This is a genomic window from Paenibacillus sp. N3.4 (genome assembly GCF_008017805.1).
Lineage (GTDB): Bacteria > Bacillota > Bacilli > Paenibacillales > NBRC-103111 > Paenibacillus_E.
This window is the reverse complement of sequence record NZ_VRTT01000021.1, coordinates 69,386-83,933: the sequence shown is the minus strand read 5'-3', so window position 1 is coordinate 83,933 and position 14,548 is coordinate 69,386. Positions and strand designations below refer to the sequence as shown.

The 14,548-nt window shown below is 45.6% G+C and carries 12 protein-coding genes; 8 read left to right on the top strand and 4 right to left on the bottom strand.

The genetic code is table 11. From position 1 onward, the window contains the following. Positions 1–54: 54 nt before the first annotated feature. The 8 genes from FU659_RS13015 to FU659_RS12980 all read left to right on the top strand — a co-directional run bounded on the left by FU659_RS13015 (position 55) and on the right by FU659_RS12980 (position 9,301). Positions 55–1,791: a tetratricopeptide repeat protein gene (locus FU659_RS13015; RefSeq protein ID WP_147947974.1), complete on the top strand. Its 1,737-nt coding sequence runs from the start codon at positions 55–57 to the stop codon at positions 1,789–1,791. A 138-nt stretch (positions 1,792–1,929) separates the two neighbouring features. Beyond that, positions 1,930–2,877, top strand: coding sequence for a thioredoxin-disulfide reductase (trxB, locus tag FU659_RS13010; RefSeq protein WP_147947973.1), 948 nt, complete (start codon positions 1,930–1,932; stop codon positions 2,875–2,877). 168 nt (positions 2,878–3,045) lie between these two features. After that, the gene (locus tag FU659_RS13005) at positions 3,046–3,993 is read left to right on the top strand and encodes an ROK family glucokinase (RefSeq protein ID WP_147947972.1); all 948 of its coding nucleotides are present in this window, start codon (positions 3,046–3,048) and stop codon (positions 3,991–3,993) included. A gap of 75 nt (positions 3,994–4,068) precedes the next feature. Next, entirely contained in the window at positions 4,069–4,956 is an 888-nt protein-coding gene (gene rapZ, locus FU659_RS13000; RefSeq protein ID WP_147947971.1) for an RNase adapter RapZ, read from the top strand. A gap of 31 nt (positions 4,957–4,987) precedes the next feature. Further along, entirely contained in the window at positions 4,988–5,971 is a 984-nt protein-coding gene (locus tag FU659_RS12995; RefSeq protein WP_147947970.1) for a gluconeogenesis factor YvcK family protein, read from the top strand. A gap of 5 nt (positions 5,972–5,976) precedes the next feature. Beyond that, a complete protein-coding gene (whiA, locus tag FU659_RS12990; protein WP_147947969.1) occupies positions 5,977–6,912 on the top strand; it encodes a DNA-binding protein WhiA in 936 nt (311 codons plus the stop codon). 148 nt (positions 6,913–7,060) lie between these two features. After that, positions 7,061–7,330, top strand: a complete 270-nt coding sequence (locus FU659_RS12985) for an HPr family phosphocarrier protein (RefSeq protein ID WP_028555561.1) — start codon at positions 7,061–7,063, stop codon at positions 7,328–7,330. A gap of 207 nt (positions 7,331–7,537) precedes the next feature. Further along, positions 7,538–9,301 carry a stalk domain-containing protein gene (locus tag FU659_RS12980; protein WP_147947968.1) on the top strand — a complete coding sequence of 588 codons (1,764 nt, stop codon included), beginning with the start codon at positions 7,538–7,540 and terminating at the stop codon, positions 9,299–9,301. A gap of 95 nt (positions 9,302–9,396) precedes the next feature. Here FU659_RS12980 and FU659_RS12975 read toward each other — a convergent pair whose 3' ends face one another. The 4 genes from FU659_RS12975 to FU659_RS12960 are packed head-to-tail and all read right to left on the bottom strand — an operon-like array spanning position 9,397 to position 14,503. Further along, the gene (locus FU659_RS12975; protein ID WP_147947967.1) at positions 9,397–11,037 is read right to left on the bottom strand and encodes a response regulator transcription factor; all 1,641 of its coding nucleotides are present in this window, start codon (positions 11,035–11,037) and stop codon (positions 9,397–9,399) included. Continuing rightward, a complete protein-coding gene (locus FU659_RS12970; protein WP_147947966.1) occupies positions 11,012–12,766 on the bottom strand; it encodes a sensor histidine kinase in 1,755 nt (584 codons plus the stop codon). The genes FU659_RS12975 and FU659_RS12970 overlap by 26 nt, the downstream gene beginning before the upstream one ends. Positions 12,767–12,806: 40 nt before the next feature. Continuing rightward, on the bottom strand, positions 12,807–13,625 hold the full coding sequence (locus FU659_RS12965) for a carbohydrate ABC transporter permease (protein WP_147947965.1): 819 nt from the start codon (positions 13,623–13,625) through the stop codon (positions 12,807–12,809). Next, positions 13,622–14,503 carry a carbohydrate ABC transporter permease gene (locus FU659_RS12960; protein WP_147947964.1) on the bottom strand — a complete coding sequence of 294 codons (882 nt, stop codon included), beginning with the start codon at positions 14,501–14,503 and terminating at the stop codon, positions 13,622–13,624. The genes FU659_RS12965 and FU659_RS12960 overlap by 4 nt, the downstream gene beginning before the upstream one ends. Between the last annotated feature and the right edge of the window lie 45 nt (positions 14,504–14,548).

Below are 14,548 nucleotides of genomic sequence, written 5' to 3'. Positions count from 1 at the left end.
CGAGCGATCTATGGTATAATTTGATGGTAATCAAATTGCCGGAGGTGTCTTGCTATGGGAAAGATTAAGCGTGTGTCCGAAGCACCAAAACCTAAAGTCATTTCGATTAACATGGATGCCGCCTTCTTTTTCGAGAGAGCGGTTCAATCATTGGATCGGTTTCATTATGATAAGGCATTGAAATATTTCCGGCGGGCTGCGGAGTACGAGCAGGATAATCCTGTGAATCACTGCAACCTCGCGGGGGTTCTCTCCGAAATGGGCAATTATGATGAGTCGAACCAAATATTACAGCATATCCTTGATGATATCGATCCCGAAATGACGGAATGTCATTTTTATATGGCTAACAATTATGCAAATATGGATAATTTCGAGCAAGCAGAACAGTCCTTGGTTCGGTATTTGGAGAATGACCCTACGGGCCAATTCATGGAAGAATCCGAAGAAATGATGGATATGCTGAGCTACGAGCTTGAACGTCCCGCCCCTCTCACGAGCATTAAGAGTCGAGAAGGGCTCTTCGAGCATGATAAAGCGCGTGCGCTTCTCGAGGAAGGCAAATTTGCTGAAGCTGTCAGACAGCTTGAAAAATTGGTGAACAATCAACCTGAGTTTACGGCCGCTCGCAACAATTTGGCTCTGGCTTATTATTATATGGGTCAATTCGAGAAGGCGATGGAAACGATTCGTGGCGTCCTTGAGATCGAGGCAGGTAATTTGCATGCGCTATGTAATATGGCTATTTTCCACCAGCATTTCGGAAATAAGCAGGAATTGGCGGAGCTGACTTCTCTGCTCTGCAAGACGTATCCCTATCAGCAGGATCATGTGTTCAAGTTGGCAACGACAATGGGCATATTATCGGAGCATGAGAAAGCATACCACTTGTTCAAACGTCTGCTTAAGGCGGGTGAAGGGACGAACGATCCTTGTTTGTATCACTATGCGGCTATTGCTGCTTGCCATATCGGTCGGTTCGCAGAAGCATTCCGTTACTGGAAGCAAGTGCAGAAGCTGGATCCTGGTGCGGAGATCTCCAAGTTTTATTTGGAGCAGCTGCGTGTTCGTGAGAAGAGTGATACCCCGTTAACCTGGAGCTACCACTATCATCTCCCTTTTGAGGAGCAGTTCAAGGTGTTGGAGAAATCCACACAAGGCATTCCTGAGCAGTTGAAGAAAGACCCGCTAGTTCGCTCTTCTTTTTTCTGGGCTTTACGCCATGGGGATATCGAGACGAAGCTGCAAGTGATTCAAGCGTTTGGATTAATTGCCGATAATGAAGTGAGAGACGCGTTGCAGGACTTTATTCTTGATCGCGGCGAAGACGATTATCTGAAGAAGGTCGCTATTTTTGTGCTTCGAAGCATGGGAGTCCGTGAATCTCTTCCCGCATTTCTTGAGAATGAAGAAATTAGGGTAGAGGCTTCCCCTTATTCACCGCATTTGCCTGTTTGGGATGCCAAATGGCAAAGTGTGATGGAAACCGCACTGTCCCATATGCACAAGCGTTACGATATGGTGCAACAGTATGATCTAGAGATTCTTTGGGTGGAATTTCTGACAAAAGTTTACCCTGCTGTACCTAAGATTCATAAATCCGCAGGATGGGCTGCCGCGCTGGAGTATCTCATTGCCAAGATGCATCGCCGAGCTATATCCTATCAAGAAGTATCGACACGTTATGGTGTAACCGTCTCGACGGTTAGTCGCAATGTGAAGTTGATTGATGATACTTGTGGCCTGCGCGAGAAAATGGAAGCCATTTTCAATAAATTTACGAGCATTTGATGGTTGGGCTTTTGTTTTCATGACAAAGGGCCAGCTTTCATTCATAAATGAAGCAGCAGTTATGACTGCTTCAGAAACGTAAAGCGTATGCTTACGTAGATCGTTTTGCTAAAGCAAAACACTTAGGAGGGAAACCATATGTACAAATCAGTCGTTGTAGGAACAGGACCATCCGGTCTAACAGCAGCCATTTATCTAGCTCGCGCCAATCTTAGCCCACTCGTTATTGAAGGACCGGAGCCAGGTGGTCAGTTGACGACCACTACCGAAGTAGAGAATTTTCCGGGTTTCCCTGAAGGAATTATGGGCCCTGAATTGATGGAAAACATGCGTAAGCAAGCAGAACGTTTCGGAGCCGAATTCAAAACCGGTTGGGTGAATTCTGTTGAGCTGACGAATCGTCCGTTCAAGCTGCTAGTGGAAGGTCTAGGCGAAATTGAGACCGAAACTTTAATTATCTCCACAGGCGCATCTGCCAGATTACTTGGTATTGTCAACGAGAGAGAAAATATCGGGCGCGGCGTAAGTACATGCGCAACGTGTGACGGATTCTTCTTCCGCGGCAAAAAGATCATCGTCGTTGGCGGTGGTGACTCCGCTATGGAAGAAGCGAACTTCCTTACACGCTTCGCTTCGGAAGTTCGTCTTGTACATCGCCGCGATGAGCTGCGTGCCTCCAAAATCATGCAAGATCGCGCGCGCGGGAATGAGAAAGTAAAATGGTCGTTGAATAATACACCACTTGAGGTCGTTGCCGGAGAAAAAGGCGTTACGGGTCTGAAAGTGAAAAATAATGTAACAGGTGAAGATGAGGTTATCGAAACCGATGGTATTTTCGTAGCGATCGGACATACGCCGAACACGAAATTCCTTGGTGGTCAAATTGACACGGATGATCATGGTTACATTGTGGTTAAACCAGGAACGACGGAAACAAACATCCCAGGCGTCTTTGCTTGCGGTGACGTACAGGATACCAAATATCGTCAAGCCATCACAGCTGCAGGCAGTGGATGTGCGGCGGCTTTGGAAGCTGAAAAGTTTTTAGAAGGTAACATCGTGCACGATTGGAGTCAATCGCTGTAAGCGGTCTGGAATTGTTACCGAAAACGTGGAAGGCGATGCTTTCCACGTTTTCTCATTGTCCGGAGTGTTCGCTGAATTTCTTGACCTGTATACAGGCTTGTCTTATAGTTGGAACAGGAGCTTTTGCCCGAAAAATTTTATGATTATTCATAGAGGTGACCTTTGCAAATGTCAAATCAGATTTATATCGGCGTAGATTTAGGTGGTACGAATATTAAGGTCGGAATCTGCGATGAGCAGGGAGCACTGCTGCATACGCTGGAAGGACCTACGAGTGCCGAAAATGGCGCGCAATCGGTTCTTGAACGTATAGCTCAATATGTACGCCAGATCGTCGAAGAATCTCCGTATGAGTGGGAACAAGTCGCAGGTATTGGCGCAGGTCTTGCGGGATTCATGGACATTCCAGAAGGCTTCGTGAAATTTTCTCCTAATCTGCAATGGCACGACGTCCCAGCGAAAAAGACACTCGAAGGTTTGCTTGGCAAAACGGTAAAGATTGATAACGATGCAAATGTTGCCGCTTTGGGCGAAGCATGGGCTGGCGCCGGAGCAGGCATTCCGAATGTCGTTTGTTACACCTTAGGTACAGGTGTTGGCGGTGGAATTATTATTAACGGCAAAATCTATCAAGGTTCCGCAGGGATGGCTGGAGAGCTAGGACATATGTCTATCGTTCCTGACATTGAAGCGGTGCAATGCGGATGTGGGCAAATGGGGTGTCTGGAAACAGTATCGTCTGCAACAGGAATTGTTCGCATGGCGAAAGAGGCGGTTGAACGCGGCGAGCGTACTTCTCTTGCCCTACATGAGAAAATTGAGGCGAAACATGTGTTTGATGAGGCGAAGTCCGGAGATGAAGTATCGCTTCGTATCGTGAATCGTGCTGCCTATTATCTGGGACGCTCAATGGCGGCTATGGCTGTTGTCATTAATCCCAAAAGATTCATCATTGGTGGCGGAGTTTCCAAAGCCGGAGAGATCTTGTTCAATCCTATCCGTGAAACATTTAAGAAATACACACCGGAAACAGCAGCAGAAGGTGTTGAAATCGTCGCTGCAACACTTGGTAATGATGCAGGTGTCGTCGGAGCTGCCGGGCTTAATTTAAGATAAACTACTAGTAAGGGTTCGTGAGATTAGCTCTTCGGAGACAGTCTGCGAAAGCACTCCAAAGGAAGGTGTCATTTCATGGAAGAAATCCACCCTTTAGCGAAACTGGTCATAATTACAGGAATGTCCGGTGCTGGAAAAACGATCGCGGTACAGAGTCTAGAAGATCTTGGATTCTTTTGCGTCGATAATCTACCTCCTGTACTTATTCCTAAATTTGCTGAATTAATCGAACAGTCGATGGGGAAAATCGGTAAAGTCGCACTGGTAATTGATTTGCGGGGGCGTGAGTTTTTCACTGCACTTCAGGAGTCGCTTCGTTATTTTCAAGAAAATTACACACTGACCTATGAAATTTTATTTCTGGACTCTACAGATGCCACGCTTGTACAGCGATACAAAGAAAGCCGCCGCCGGCACCCGTTAGCTCCTAATGGAGCGCCGCTGGAAGGTATTGCTCTTGAACGTAAGCTGCTGGAAGAGTTGAAGGGCTTAGCTACTCAAGTCATTGACACGAGTACACTTAAGCCTGTGCAGTTGAAAGAAAGAATTATTTCTCGGTTTACCAATTTGGAAACGAACCGCATATCTATAAATGTAATCTCTTTTGGATTTAAGTACGGAATTCCCATTGATGCCGATCTCATCTTCGACGTTCGTTTCTTGCCCAATCCACATTATATCGATCAACTACGCCCGCAGACAGGTCAGGATCCGGATGTTTACGATTATGTAATGAAGTGGACCGAGACCCAGGAATTCCTTACCAAGCTGCTTGATATGCTGAATTTCTTAATGCCTCAATATAAGAAAGAAGGCAAAAGTCAGGTTGTTGTCGGTATAGGCTGCACAGGAGGCAAGCATAGATCCGTTGCAATTACTGAATATCTTGGGAAAGCGATGGGTAACAGCGAAACCGAAGTTGTACGAGTGAGTCATCGAGATGCCGAACGGGATCGCGGATAAGCGATCATATGAGTAAGAGGGTGAAAGAAATATGGAACGTGTGGATATTCAGCGCACTCCCAAAATAGTCGTTATCGGCGGTGGAACAGGTTTATCTGTCATGTTGAGAGGCTTGAAAGAAAAGCCGGTGGATATTACAGCGATCGTAACAGTTGCGGATGATGGCGGTAGTTCGGGCATACTAAGAAGTGAAATGCAAATGCCTCCGCCAGGAGATATTCGCAATGTACTAACAGCGTTAGCGGATGTGGAGCCTCTGCTTTCCCTTATGCTGCAATACAGGTTTCAGGTAGGAACAGGTTTAGCCGGACACAGTCTGGGAAATCTAATCTTAGCTGCTCTTACCGATATTACAGGCGACTTCGTCACTGCCGTACAAGAGATGAATCGTGTCTTCGCTGTTAGAGGCCGTGTATTGCCGGCATCCAATCAGGCTATCGTTTTGAAAGCGGTCATGGAAGACGGAACTTTAGTTGTAGGAGAATCCAAAATTCCAAAAGCGGATGGCCGCATCAAGCGAGTGTTTATTGAACCAGCTAACGTAACACCGCTTGCGGAGGCCGTACAAGCGATTCGAGAAGCAGATGCTATACTGTGCGGTCCAGGAAGCCTGTACACGAGTCTGCTGCCTAATCTGCTTGTCCCTGGTATTGCCGAAGAAATCATGAAGTCAGAAGCAGTAAAGCTATTTATCTGCAACGTGATGACACAGCCAGGAGAAACGGATGACTATTCGGTGAGCGATCACTTGGATGCCGTTCATGATCATCTTGGGCAGCATTTATTTGATTATGTTATTGTGAACAACGGTGAAATCCCTCCTCAAGTTCAGGCCAAGTATGCTGAAAAAGGTTCAAAAGCGGTTCACTTGGATCTTGATGAGGTGACGAAGCGAGGGTACCAAGTTATTGCTGATCGACTTGTGCTTTTCCGTACCTATCTTCGTCATGACGCCGAGAAATTGAGTGATCATATTTATCAGCTTGTCGAAAGCTGGATGTTAAGGAAGAGGTGAGACCCTTGTCCTTTGCGGCAACAACCAAAAAAGAATTAACTTTAATTACCGAATCGGAAGCATGTTGTGAAAAAGCCGAACTATCCGCTTTAATTCGAATGAATGGAACGGTTCAGCTCTCTAGCCAACAACGTGTCGTTCTTGATATTTCTACCGAAAATGCCGCCATTGCAAGGAGAATTTACTCCCTCCTCAAAAAGACGTACCGCATCCACACCGAGCTTCTCGTTCGGAAGAAGATGCGGTTGAAGAAAAACAATGTATACATTGTTAGAGTTCCAGGTCAGGTGCAGGAATTGCTGAGTGATCTGAAGATTGTATCCGAGGGTTTTATTTTCACCACGGGGATTAATAAGGAGATTATTCGGGGAAACTGCTGCAAACGAGCATACTTGCGCGGTGCATTTATGGCTGGAGGTTCTGTGAATAACCCGGAAGGTTCTTCCTATCATTTGGAGATTGCTTCAATTTATGAAGAACATTGTAAGGCGTTAGCGCAGCTTGCTAATAAGTTTGATTTGAATGCCCGATTTATTGAACGCAAGAAAGGGTTCGTCTTATACATGAAGGAAGGCGAGAAGATTATTGAGTTTCTGAGCATCATCGGCGCGCATCAAGCCTTATTGCGTTTTGAAGATGTGCGGATTATGAAAGATATGCGGAACTCAGTCAATCGCATTGTCAATTGTGAAACGGCGAACTTGAACAAAACGATTGGGGCATCCTTAAGACAGATCGAAAATATTCGGTTGCTTCAAAGGGAAGTAGGGCTTGAAAGCTTACCTGAGAAGCTGCGAGAGGTTGCCGAAATTAGACTTCAGCACCCAGATTTGAATCTCAAAGAAGTTGGCGATATGCTAAAGGGTAGTGTAAGCAAATCCGGAGTCAATCATCGTTTGCGAAAAATAGATGAATTAGCAGAAAAACAGCGAAATTCGTAGGTATGTAGTCCTTGTACTTACGATGCAGAAGTTTTTCGCATTTTTTCTAGTGTACTTCAGGGAAAAATGCTATAATGTTAAAACATAAGGTATAGCAATGTTATCAATAGTAATTCATATAAGCTCCACACTAGGGGGAATTAGTTCCATGTCCAGACGTCCAGTCGTTGTGAAGTTGAGAACAGGACTTCATGCCAGACCTGCGGCATTGTTTGTTCAAGAGGCAAATAAGTTTTCATCTGAGATCTTTGTTGAGAAAGATGAAAAGAAAGTGAATGCCAAAAGCATCATGGGAATTATGAGTCTTGCGATCAGCACAGGGACCGAAGTCTTCATAAGTGCAGAAGGTTCGGATGCCGAGCAGGCTGTAAACGCTTTAGTCACGTTAGTTAGCAAGGAAGAATTGGAGAACCAATAATCCGTCAAAAGCTTCCTTTCGAGGAGGCTTTTTTGCAGGATGAGACTAACTTACTGACTTAATAAGTGTCAATCTTGTTAACATTTAGGGAAATTAGCAACCTTTTTCTCGTGGCTACGTCTAAACAACGTGGTCAATGAAGGAAAGGGCTATTTGCCGTTCCTTCGTTGGAACATTAATTTGGGAAAGTCAAAGGAGTCAAAGAGAATGAAAGCACTTAGAAAAGAAGTTACTTTGCTGCTGGCTGTGCTAGTCTTTGTAGCCAGTACGTTAACAGCGCCGGCAGTTCATGCAGTATCAGCAAGCTCATCCCTCATTTTACTTTATATCGATAAGTCAGAAGCGTTCGTTAATAAAGATCAAATTCACTTGGATGCCCCTGCTACCATCATAAATGGCAGCACCTTTGTTCCTGCCAAATTCCTTGGCGATACCATGGGCTTCAAGGTAGAGTGGAATGACGCAACGCGTACCATTTTGATGACGCCTCCCGGTTATTCGATCGTGCTGGATGCCGATCACAAAACGGTAACGAATAATGGCGTGGATATTCCTTTCAATTCCGTTGCTGCGATTGTGAATGGGAAGCTTCTAGTGAAGCTGACGTGGTTGGCCGACTACATGGGTGCCAAATACACGTACAACAGTGAGCTTCGTCGTGTGGAGATTGTCAATTTCCCAACGCCTGAGGGCGTCTACATGGATCAGAGCGGCAATTCAAGACCTGTAGCTAAGTTCACCACAGCGAAGCCTACATACCGTCTCGGAGAGCCTGTAAAGTACTTGGATCTTAGTTATGATCCTGATGCTGAAGGTATTGTTTCTTATGACTGGTCAGGCAAACAGGAAGTTTTCTTCAAGGCAGGCAAGTATCCGGTCAGCTTAACGGTCAAAGATCGTCATGGTAACGTAAGTAAAGTATTTACCAGCAATGTAACGGTTGTGGATGTACCCTATTTGAATGAAGTTGAATATCCAATCTATACGAAACCGGTTGGCGGTTTCATTAAGTCGGACTGGGGCACGATCTGGTCCCATTTTAACGAAATGGTTCCTTTGCCTAAAAAAGCAACAGAGGTTCCTGGACGTACGCTCTTAGTCAGCGATAGCCCTGAAGAATTCACGGAAAAAGGAATTCTATACCGCGATAATATTAATGGCAAAGCCCGTCTCTATGCGGACCATGTTAACGGGACTAAGCAAAAAATGACGATGGCCATCTTCGCAACGAACAATTCAGATAAGCCGGTCACGATCAAAACAACGAATAAAGGGGAAGTGTACCCTTCCGTGTATGCCAATTTAATTGGCAGCGAAGCGTCTGTAGACTTCTTGCTGAATAATGTATACACCGATGAATTGACTGTGCCACCACATGAAACGTATATTTACGCGAAATTGCCTGATTTCTATCCAGGCCAAGGCGTGAACCTGTTTTATGATGTGGAAACGGACGGAGAGATGCAAATTTCGTTTGGCGTTACCGATGAACGTCTGACGCCAACTACGGCGCAGGATCTGCCTCTTCTCGGCTTCACAGGCCACGTGAGGGGAACATTCCCAATCTCTGAAATCAAGTGGGATGTGGATGCAACAAGCTTCACGAAGACGTCTGTGCTGACGATTGGGGACAACAAAACAGATCCATTCGTCAAAGGCTATGACGTCATGCGTAAACAGAACGTGGAAAACGGCGGCAACTATGGGGTCGTTTATAAAATTCATGCCGATAAGCCGCGCAAAATGGCTGTCATGATCATGGCTAAAGGCGGCGTATTCAAAGGGCCGTTCAAAATTAATGGGGAGATCATTCCCGTTCCGGCCTCTGGGGTTATTACAGCCTTCGATGGCATGGAAGTGTTAGCACGCACAACGGGGACGGAGGATGCGTTAGATATTGAATTTACGCCTCCGGCTGGGTCTGCATTCCCGATCGATCTTATTTTTTACCCATTGGATGAAAAGAAATAATGAGTTGAATAGTAGTCTGTATCGGAAAAGTAAACAAAACCAGCCTGATGGCCGCTCGTTGAGCAATCCATTAGGCTGGTTTTGTTTGGTTACGACTACCCGTATTTATCTCGATATTCTTGCGGCGTCAAGCCTGTGTGCTTCTTAAATACATTAATAAATGAGTGTGCGCGTTGGTAGCCGATTCTGGAGGAGATCTCATAAATTTTCTCCTGTGTATGCAGGAGCATATGCGTAGCTTTCTCCATTCGTTTACGGTGTATATATTCGCTTAGATTCTCTCCGGTTTCGAGCTTGTAAATCTTTGAAATGTAGACAGGGTGCATGAATACATGCTCCGAGATAGCAAGAAGCGAAATATCCGTAGATAAATGCTGCTCCACGAATTGCTGAACTTCAGCAATAAGTTTGGTTCTTGAATTCCTGGCATCGTCCTCATTCTCGCTCTTCAATCGATTCAACAGATCAATGGACCAATTATGCAGTTGTTGAAAGGAACGGTGCGGAATGCCTTGCACAAGCTTATCGAAGGTGGGACCGATTAATTCGGAAAGTGATCGACCATTTTTATGGGCGTAATAAGAGGCTGCAGAAGCAATATAAAAGTATACTTCCAGCAGATGCTCCTGCAGGTCTCCTGACTTTTCTTTCAGTTCACCCATCATTCGCTCCAGACGCTTATAGGCCGTTGACCATTGCCCTGCATCGAGCAACTGAGCGAGTGTCGGCAATTCGTATAGGGCGGGGACGGAACGTATTTCTGTACCTTCAAGCTGTTCTTCTGCAAAGGTTAAAATCATATCCTGTTCGGCTCCGATACGTCTCCTAAGCATGGAGAGGGTGTTGTTGTAAAGAATGGGCAAATCATCCGGAAAAACGCCTTTGCGGCTAATCAGAATTGTTGCAAAGCCTTTTAAATTAGCATGAATAGCGGTTTGCAGCTGCGCGGCAGTCCGCTCCAGCGAATGCGAGATTTCCACTTCATCTCCTATATTCGCGTCTTCCTGAAGGTTACTGCCTAGCTTAATTAAGAAGACTAAATAATCATGGGCTTCCTTACCATGCCATAGCTCAAACTGGGGGGCGAATAACTCTTCTGCGATATTCCCCACAGCATACTCAACGAGGGCTAAGCTTCGAGAATCGTAGCTGTGGAACGGTTCTTCGAGGCGGACCAACATCGACCAGAAGGAACTTCCCTTAAAATCGGGAACCCGAAGCATCGCCATTTTATCCTGCAGATCCGCTTCTGTAAACCTTCGTCCCTGGAGCAGCTCATTTAGCAAGCCGGCACGCATTTGCGGCAAGTTTTCTCGTAGCGTTCGGGCCGCTCGTTCTTGGGAAATAATCTGCTCCCACTCTGCCTTCAGCTTCTGTAGAACTTGAGAGACCGTATCCAGCAACTCTTCATCAGTTACGGGCTTCAATAAATAACCGGCGGCACCCTGATGAAGAGCTTCCTTCGCATACTGGAAATCTGCATGACCAGATAAAAGGATACATCTGGTTTTCTTCCATTTTGTTCCGATTATTGCCGATAATTCAAGCCCGGTCATCACAGGCATGCGAATATCGGTGATGACGACGTCAATGGGGTTCTCGTGAAGCTTCTCCAGTGCTTCGCTTGCGGAAAAAGCTTTATGTACGGCAGTTATGCCTAATTGCTCCCAAGGTACGAGAGTTGCAAGACGCTCAACGACGTGAGCTTCATCATCCACAATCATGAGTTGCGTCATTGGCTTCATTCCTCCTCCAGGTTAACGTGACCTTCAGTCCACCCAATTTGCTTGATACGATGTCAAGTCCTGATCCTTCGCCGAAGCTGTATTGCAGACGTTGGTGCACGTTCCATACGCCGCAACTGACCTCTGTGTCTGTGGGGTGGAGCAACTGCTTTTTGAGTTCGCCCAGGACTTGGAGACTGATGCCTACGCCGTTATCCTCTATGATAACCATGTAAAAATGATCTTGTTGTTTTCCTGTAATGTGGATCATCCCGTCGCCGGATTTATTTTCAATCCCATGTACAATAGCGTTTTCAACAAGCGGTTGAAGCAGCAGGCGCGGAATCTGCACATCCAGCATGCTTTCTGGAATATCGATGACATACTGAAGCCGCTGCATCCGTAGATTATGAATCATCAAATAATTTTCCAACAGTTTGATTTCCTCGCGTAGCGTAGCGTTCTGAACTTCCATTCGGGTTGTATACCGGTAATATTCGGCTAAATTTTGGCTCATCGCGACGACGGCTCGGGTATCACCGAGCTTGGCGGTATTAATGACAAAAAATAAACTGTTATACAAGAAATGTGGATTAATTTGGGCCTGAAGTTGTTTCAATTTAGCTTCGTGCAGACGAAGCTTTTCGGCATAGACGTGTTCAACTAAATCTTGAATTTGCTCAGCCATTTCGTTAAACCGCTCGAACAGGAAATCAAATTCATTGTGAGGTTGATAGTGGAGCCTCGCAGACAATTCCCCTTTTTTCAACCGCTGAACCCCTTGTACAAGCTTGCGAATGGGCCGCTGTACATTTCGATAAAGGAAATAAGCTGCCAGGATGCTCATGAGCAGGAGCATGGCAATCGTGGTGTAAAAAAGCTGGTTTGTCTTTTTAATAGGAGCGAGTATATTTTCCACGGGTACATAATCGACTAGAAACCAGTTTAATTGTTTGGACAACACATAGAAGATCGCATACTGTTTGCCGCCCAGCTGCGTAACCAAACTGCCTTTCTCCCCTAACCGTTGGGAATCTAAGACAGATATGAGACCGGAAAGCATTTCGCTGTCGCTATCGCTTCCCTTAATCGGCGGTTGTCCGAAGCGGTAAAAGAAAGGGTCCCCTTTTCCGCCCGATTTGACCTGATCCAGCATGGCCGTGACATTATTTACCGAGAAGCTGACTTGGATCATTGATTTAATTTGAGAGAGTGAAGTTGCCCCATAGGGTTCGACAATTCCTCTAATAAATCTTGCACCCGGTTGCCGTGCCTCTACTCTGGTTGTAGGATCGTAGATCCACCCTCGCAGAGGGGCGTATGTCGTGACATCTTCTTTATTGTAGGTGATTAAATGATTGGAGGAGACGGCCGTCGCTTCTTTCGGTAAATAGACGGTGAGATCATTCGTCCAGGCACTGGAAACGCTTTGCAAGCTTAGCTTCTCCATAATTCGGGTTTGCTCTGAAATCCGATCATAGGGCTTGTTCGACCGATGTTCGACAAAGTCACGCAAATAGGGGTCCGAACCCAAAATGCCCGGGAACATTGCAAGCTGTTCCACCGTTGTATCAAATTGTTGAAGAAAAAAGGACAGTTGAGTGAGGCTGGAAGACTGAATTTCGTCTTGAACCACATTCACGCTGACCTTATTGGTATAGATATAAAGAATAAGCACTGGGGTTACCAGCAGGACGATCAAGATCATTACTTTACTGAAAATTGTCGGTTTTCCTTTCATGATAAACCGCTCCTTACCCTGTGGAATCCTACGGATCAGTTTATCCTTTCACTGCACCGGACGCAAGACCACTGACAATATATCGTTGAGCGAGCAAAGCGATGATGAGTACAGGCAAAGTAATGATACAGGCTGCTGCCATCAAGGCTCCCCAGTTGATTTCTGAGTAGGATAGGAAATTAAATACAGCTATCGGCAAAGTTTTCGTCTTATCCCCAGCTAAGATGATAGAGAACATGAAATTATTCCATGAAAAAATGAAGGATAGGAGCGACGATGTAATGATGCCCGGTCCGGAAATAGGCAGTACAATACGTGTGAAGACACCGGAATGTGTACATCCGTCGATTAGTCCCGACTCCTCAATTTCCTTCGGCAGTCCTTCGAAGAAAGATATCATGACCCAAATAATAAAAGGAAGTCCGACAAGCATATGGCTTAATATGAGCGATGCATACGTGTCTACCAATCCCATTTTAGAGAAGATGATGAACCAAGGGATTAAGAAGGAGATACCCGGAACAATACGCGCAACCAATATAATCAAGCTAAAGCTGTGCATGCGGTACCTTGCAATGGCGTAAGCCGCAGGTAATCCTAAAAGGAGAGAGCCGATGGTTGAGCCTGTCGCAACTACAAAGCTATTGGTCACGAATTTCATGAAATCATATTCTTTAAACACACTGGCATAGTTAATCGCTGTAGGTTTGAAAATAAAGAATTGATCACTCGACATGATTTGTGTTTGCGTCTTGAACGAGGCGAGCAGCATCCAGATGAAAGGAAAAGAAAAAGCTACTATTACAATCAACGTAATCAGTGACAAAAGAAGGGTGGTAAGGCGTTTTTTCTGTTTCATGCTGATGCCTCCAGACGTTTGCGAATCCAGATCATAAGAAGTGTAGCGCCCATGACAAGAGCAAAAAACATGACTAGGAGCGAGGAGGCTGTACCTAGCTTAAAGTATTGGAACCCAAGGGTGTACCCATAGATGTTTAATGTTTCCGATACATTATTCGGACCGCCTTGAGTGGTAGAGTAGATGATATCGAACGTTTTTAACACATCGATGAGTCTCAGCATCATGGCGACGATAATGGTTTGTCTTAGCAAGGGTAAAGTAATGTGAGTCAGCTTCTGCCAGCCTGAGGCGCCGTCGACATCAGCCGCTTCGTAAGGCTCACTGGGTAATGTGGCTAACCCAGCCATGACAATGAGGGAAATCATCGGCGTCCATTGCCATACATCAATCAAAATAAGCGATGGAATGGCTTGAGTAGGCGAAGCAATCCATAGCTGCGGGCTAAGCCCCAGCATTTTTAATATCGTGTTGGCAGCGCCGATGGTTGGCTCATAGATCAGCAGCCATACTAGACCCATTGCAACAGGGGTAGCTACCATGGGCAGCAGGAATAAGGTTTTCACGATGTTTTTACCAAAGAAATCTCGAAAAAGCAGCAGTGCAATGGCGACGCCTAGCACAGTTTCAATGGCTAGAGAGCCGATTGTGAAGGTAAATGTGCTTTTGACAGAATTCCAAAACCGTTCTTCTGTCAGCAGTGCGGTGTAGTTGGCCAGTCCCACCCATTTGGGCGGAGTCATTGCGGACATGCTCCATTCATAGAAGCTGATTCTTCCCGTATACAGAATCGGAAACACCATCATGAGTAGAACAAATATAACCGCAGGCAGGGTGTATATCCATTTCAAATTGCGGTCGAACCAATTAGTGGGCATATCTGATCACATATCCTTTCTTATGGAGATAAGCGGTTAAGGAAT

Excerpts from the sequence above, each read along its gene's own strand:
- FU659_RS13015 (WP_147947974.1), top strand. The coding sequence starts at position 55 with ATGGGAAAGATTAAGCGTGTGTCCGAAGCACCAAAACCTAAAGTCATT.
- trxB (WP_147947973.1), top strand. The coding sequence starts at position 1,930 with ATGTACAAATCAGTCGTTGTAGGAACAGGACCATCCGGTCTAACAGCA.
- FU659_RS13005 (WP_147947972.1), top strand. The coding sequence starts at position 3,046 with ATGTCAAATCAGATTTATATCGGCGTAGATTTAGGTGGTACGAATATT.
- rapZ (WP_147947971.1), top strand. The coding sequence starts at position 4,069 with ATGGAAGAAATCCACCCTTTAGCGAAACTGGTCATAATTACAGGAATG.
- FU659_RS12995 (WP_147947970.1), top strand. The coding sequence starts at position 4,988 with ATGGAACGTGTGGATATTCAGCGCACTCCCAAAATAGTCGTTATCGGC.
- FU659_RS12985 (WP_028555561.1), top strand. The coding sequence starts at position 7,061 with ATGTCCAGACGTCCAGTCGTTGTGAAGTTGAGAACAGGACTTCATGCC.
- FU659_RS12980 (WP_147947968.1), top strand. The coding sequence starts at position 7,538 with ATGAAAGCACTTAGAAAAGAAGTTACTTTGCTGCTGGCTGTGCTAGTC.
- FU659_RS12975 (WP_147947967.1), bottom strand. The coding sequence starts at position 11,037 with ATGACGCAACTCATGATTGTGGATGATGAAGCTCACGTCGTTGAGCGT.
- FU659_RS12970 (WP_147947966.1), bottom strand. The coding sequence starts at position 12,766 with ATGAAAGGAAAACCGACAATTTTCAGTAAAGTAATGATCTTGATCGTC.
- FU659_RS12965 (WP_147947965.1), bottom strand. The coding sequence starts at position 13,625 with ATGAAACAGAAAAAACGCCTTACCACCCTTCTTTTGTCACTGATTACG.
- FU659_RS12960 (WP_147947964.1), bottom strand. The coding sequence starts at position 14,503 with ATGCCCACTAATTGGTTCGACCGCAATTTGAAATGGATATACACCCTG.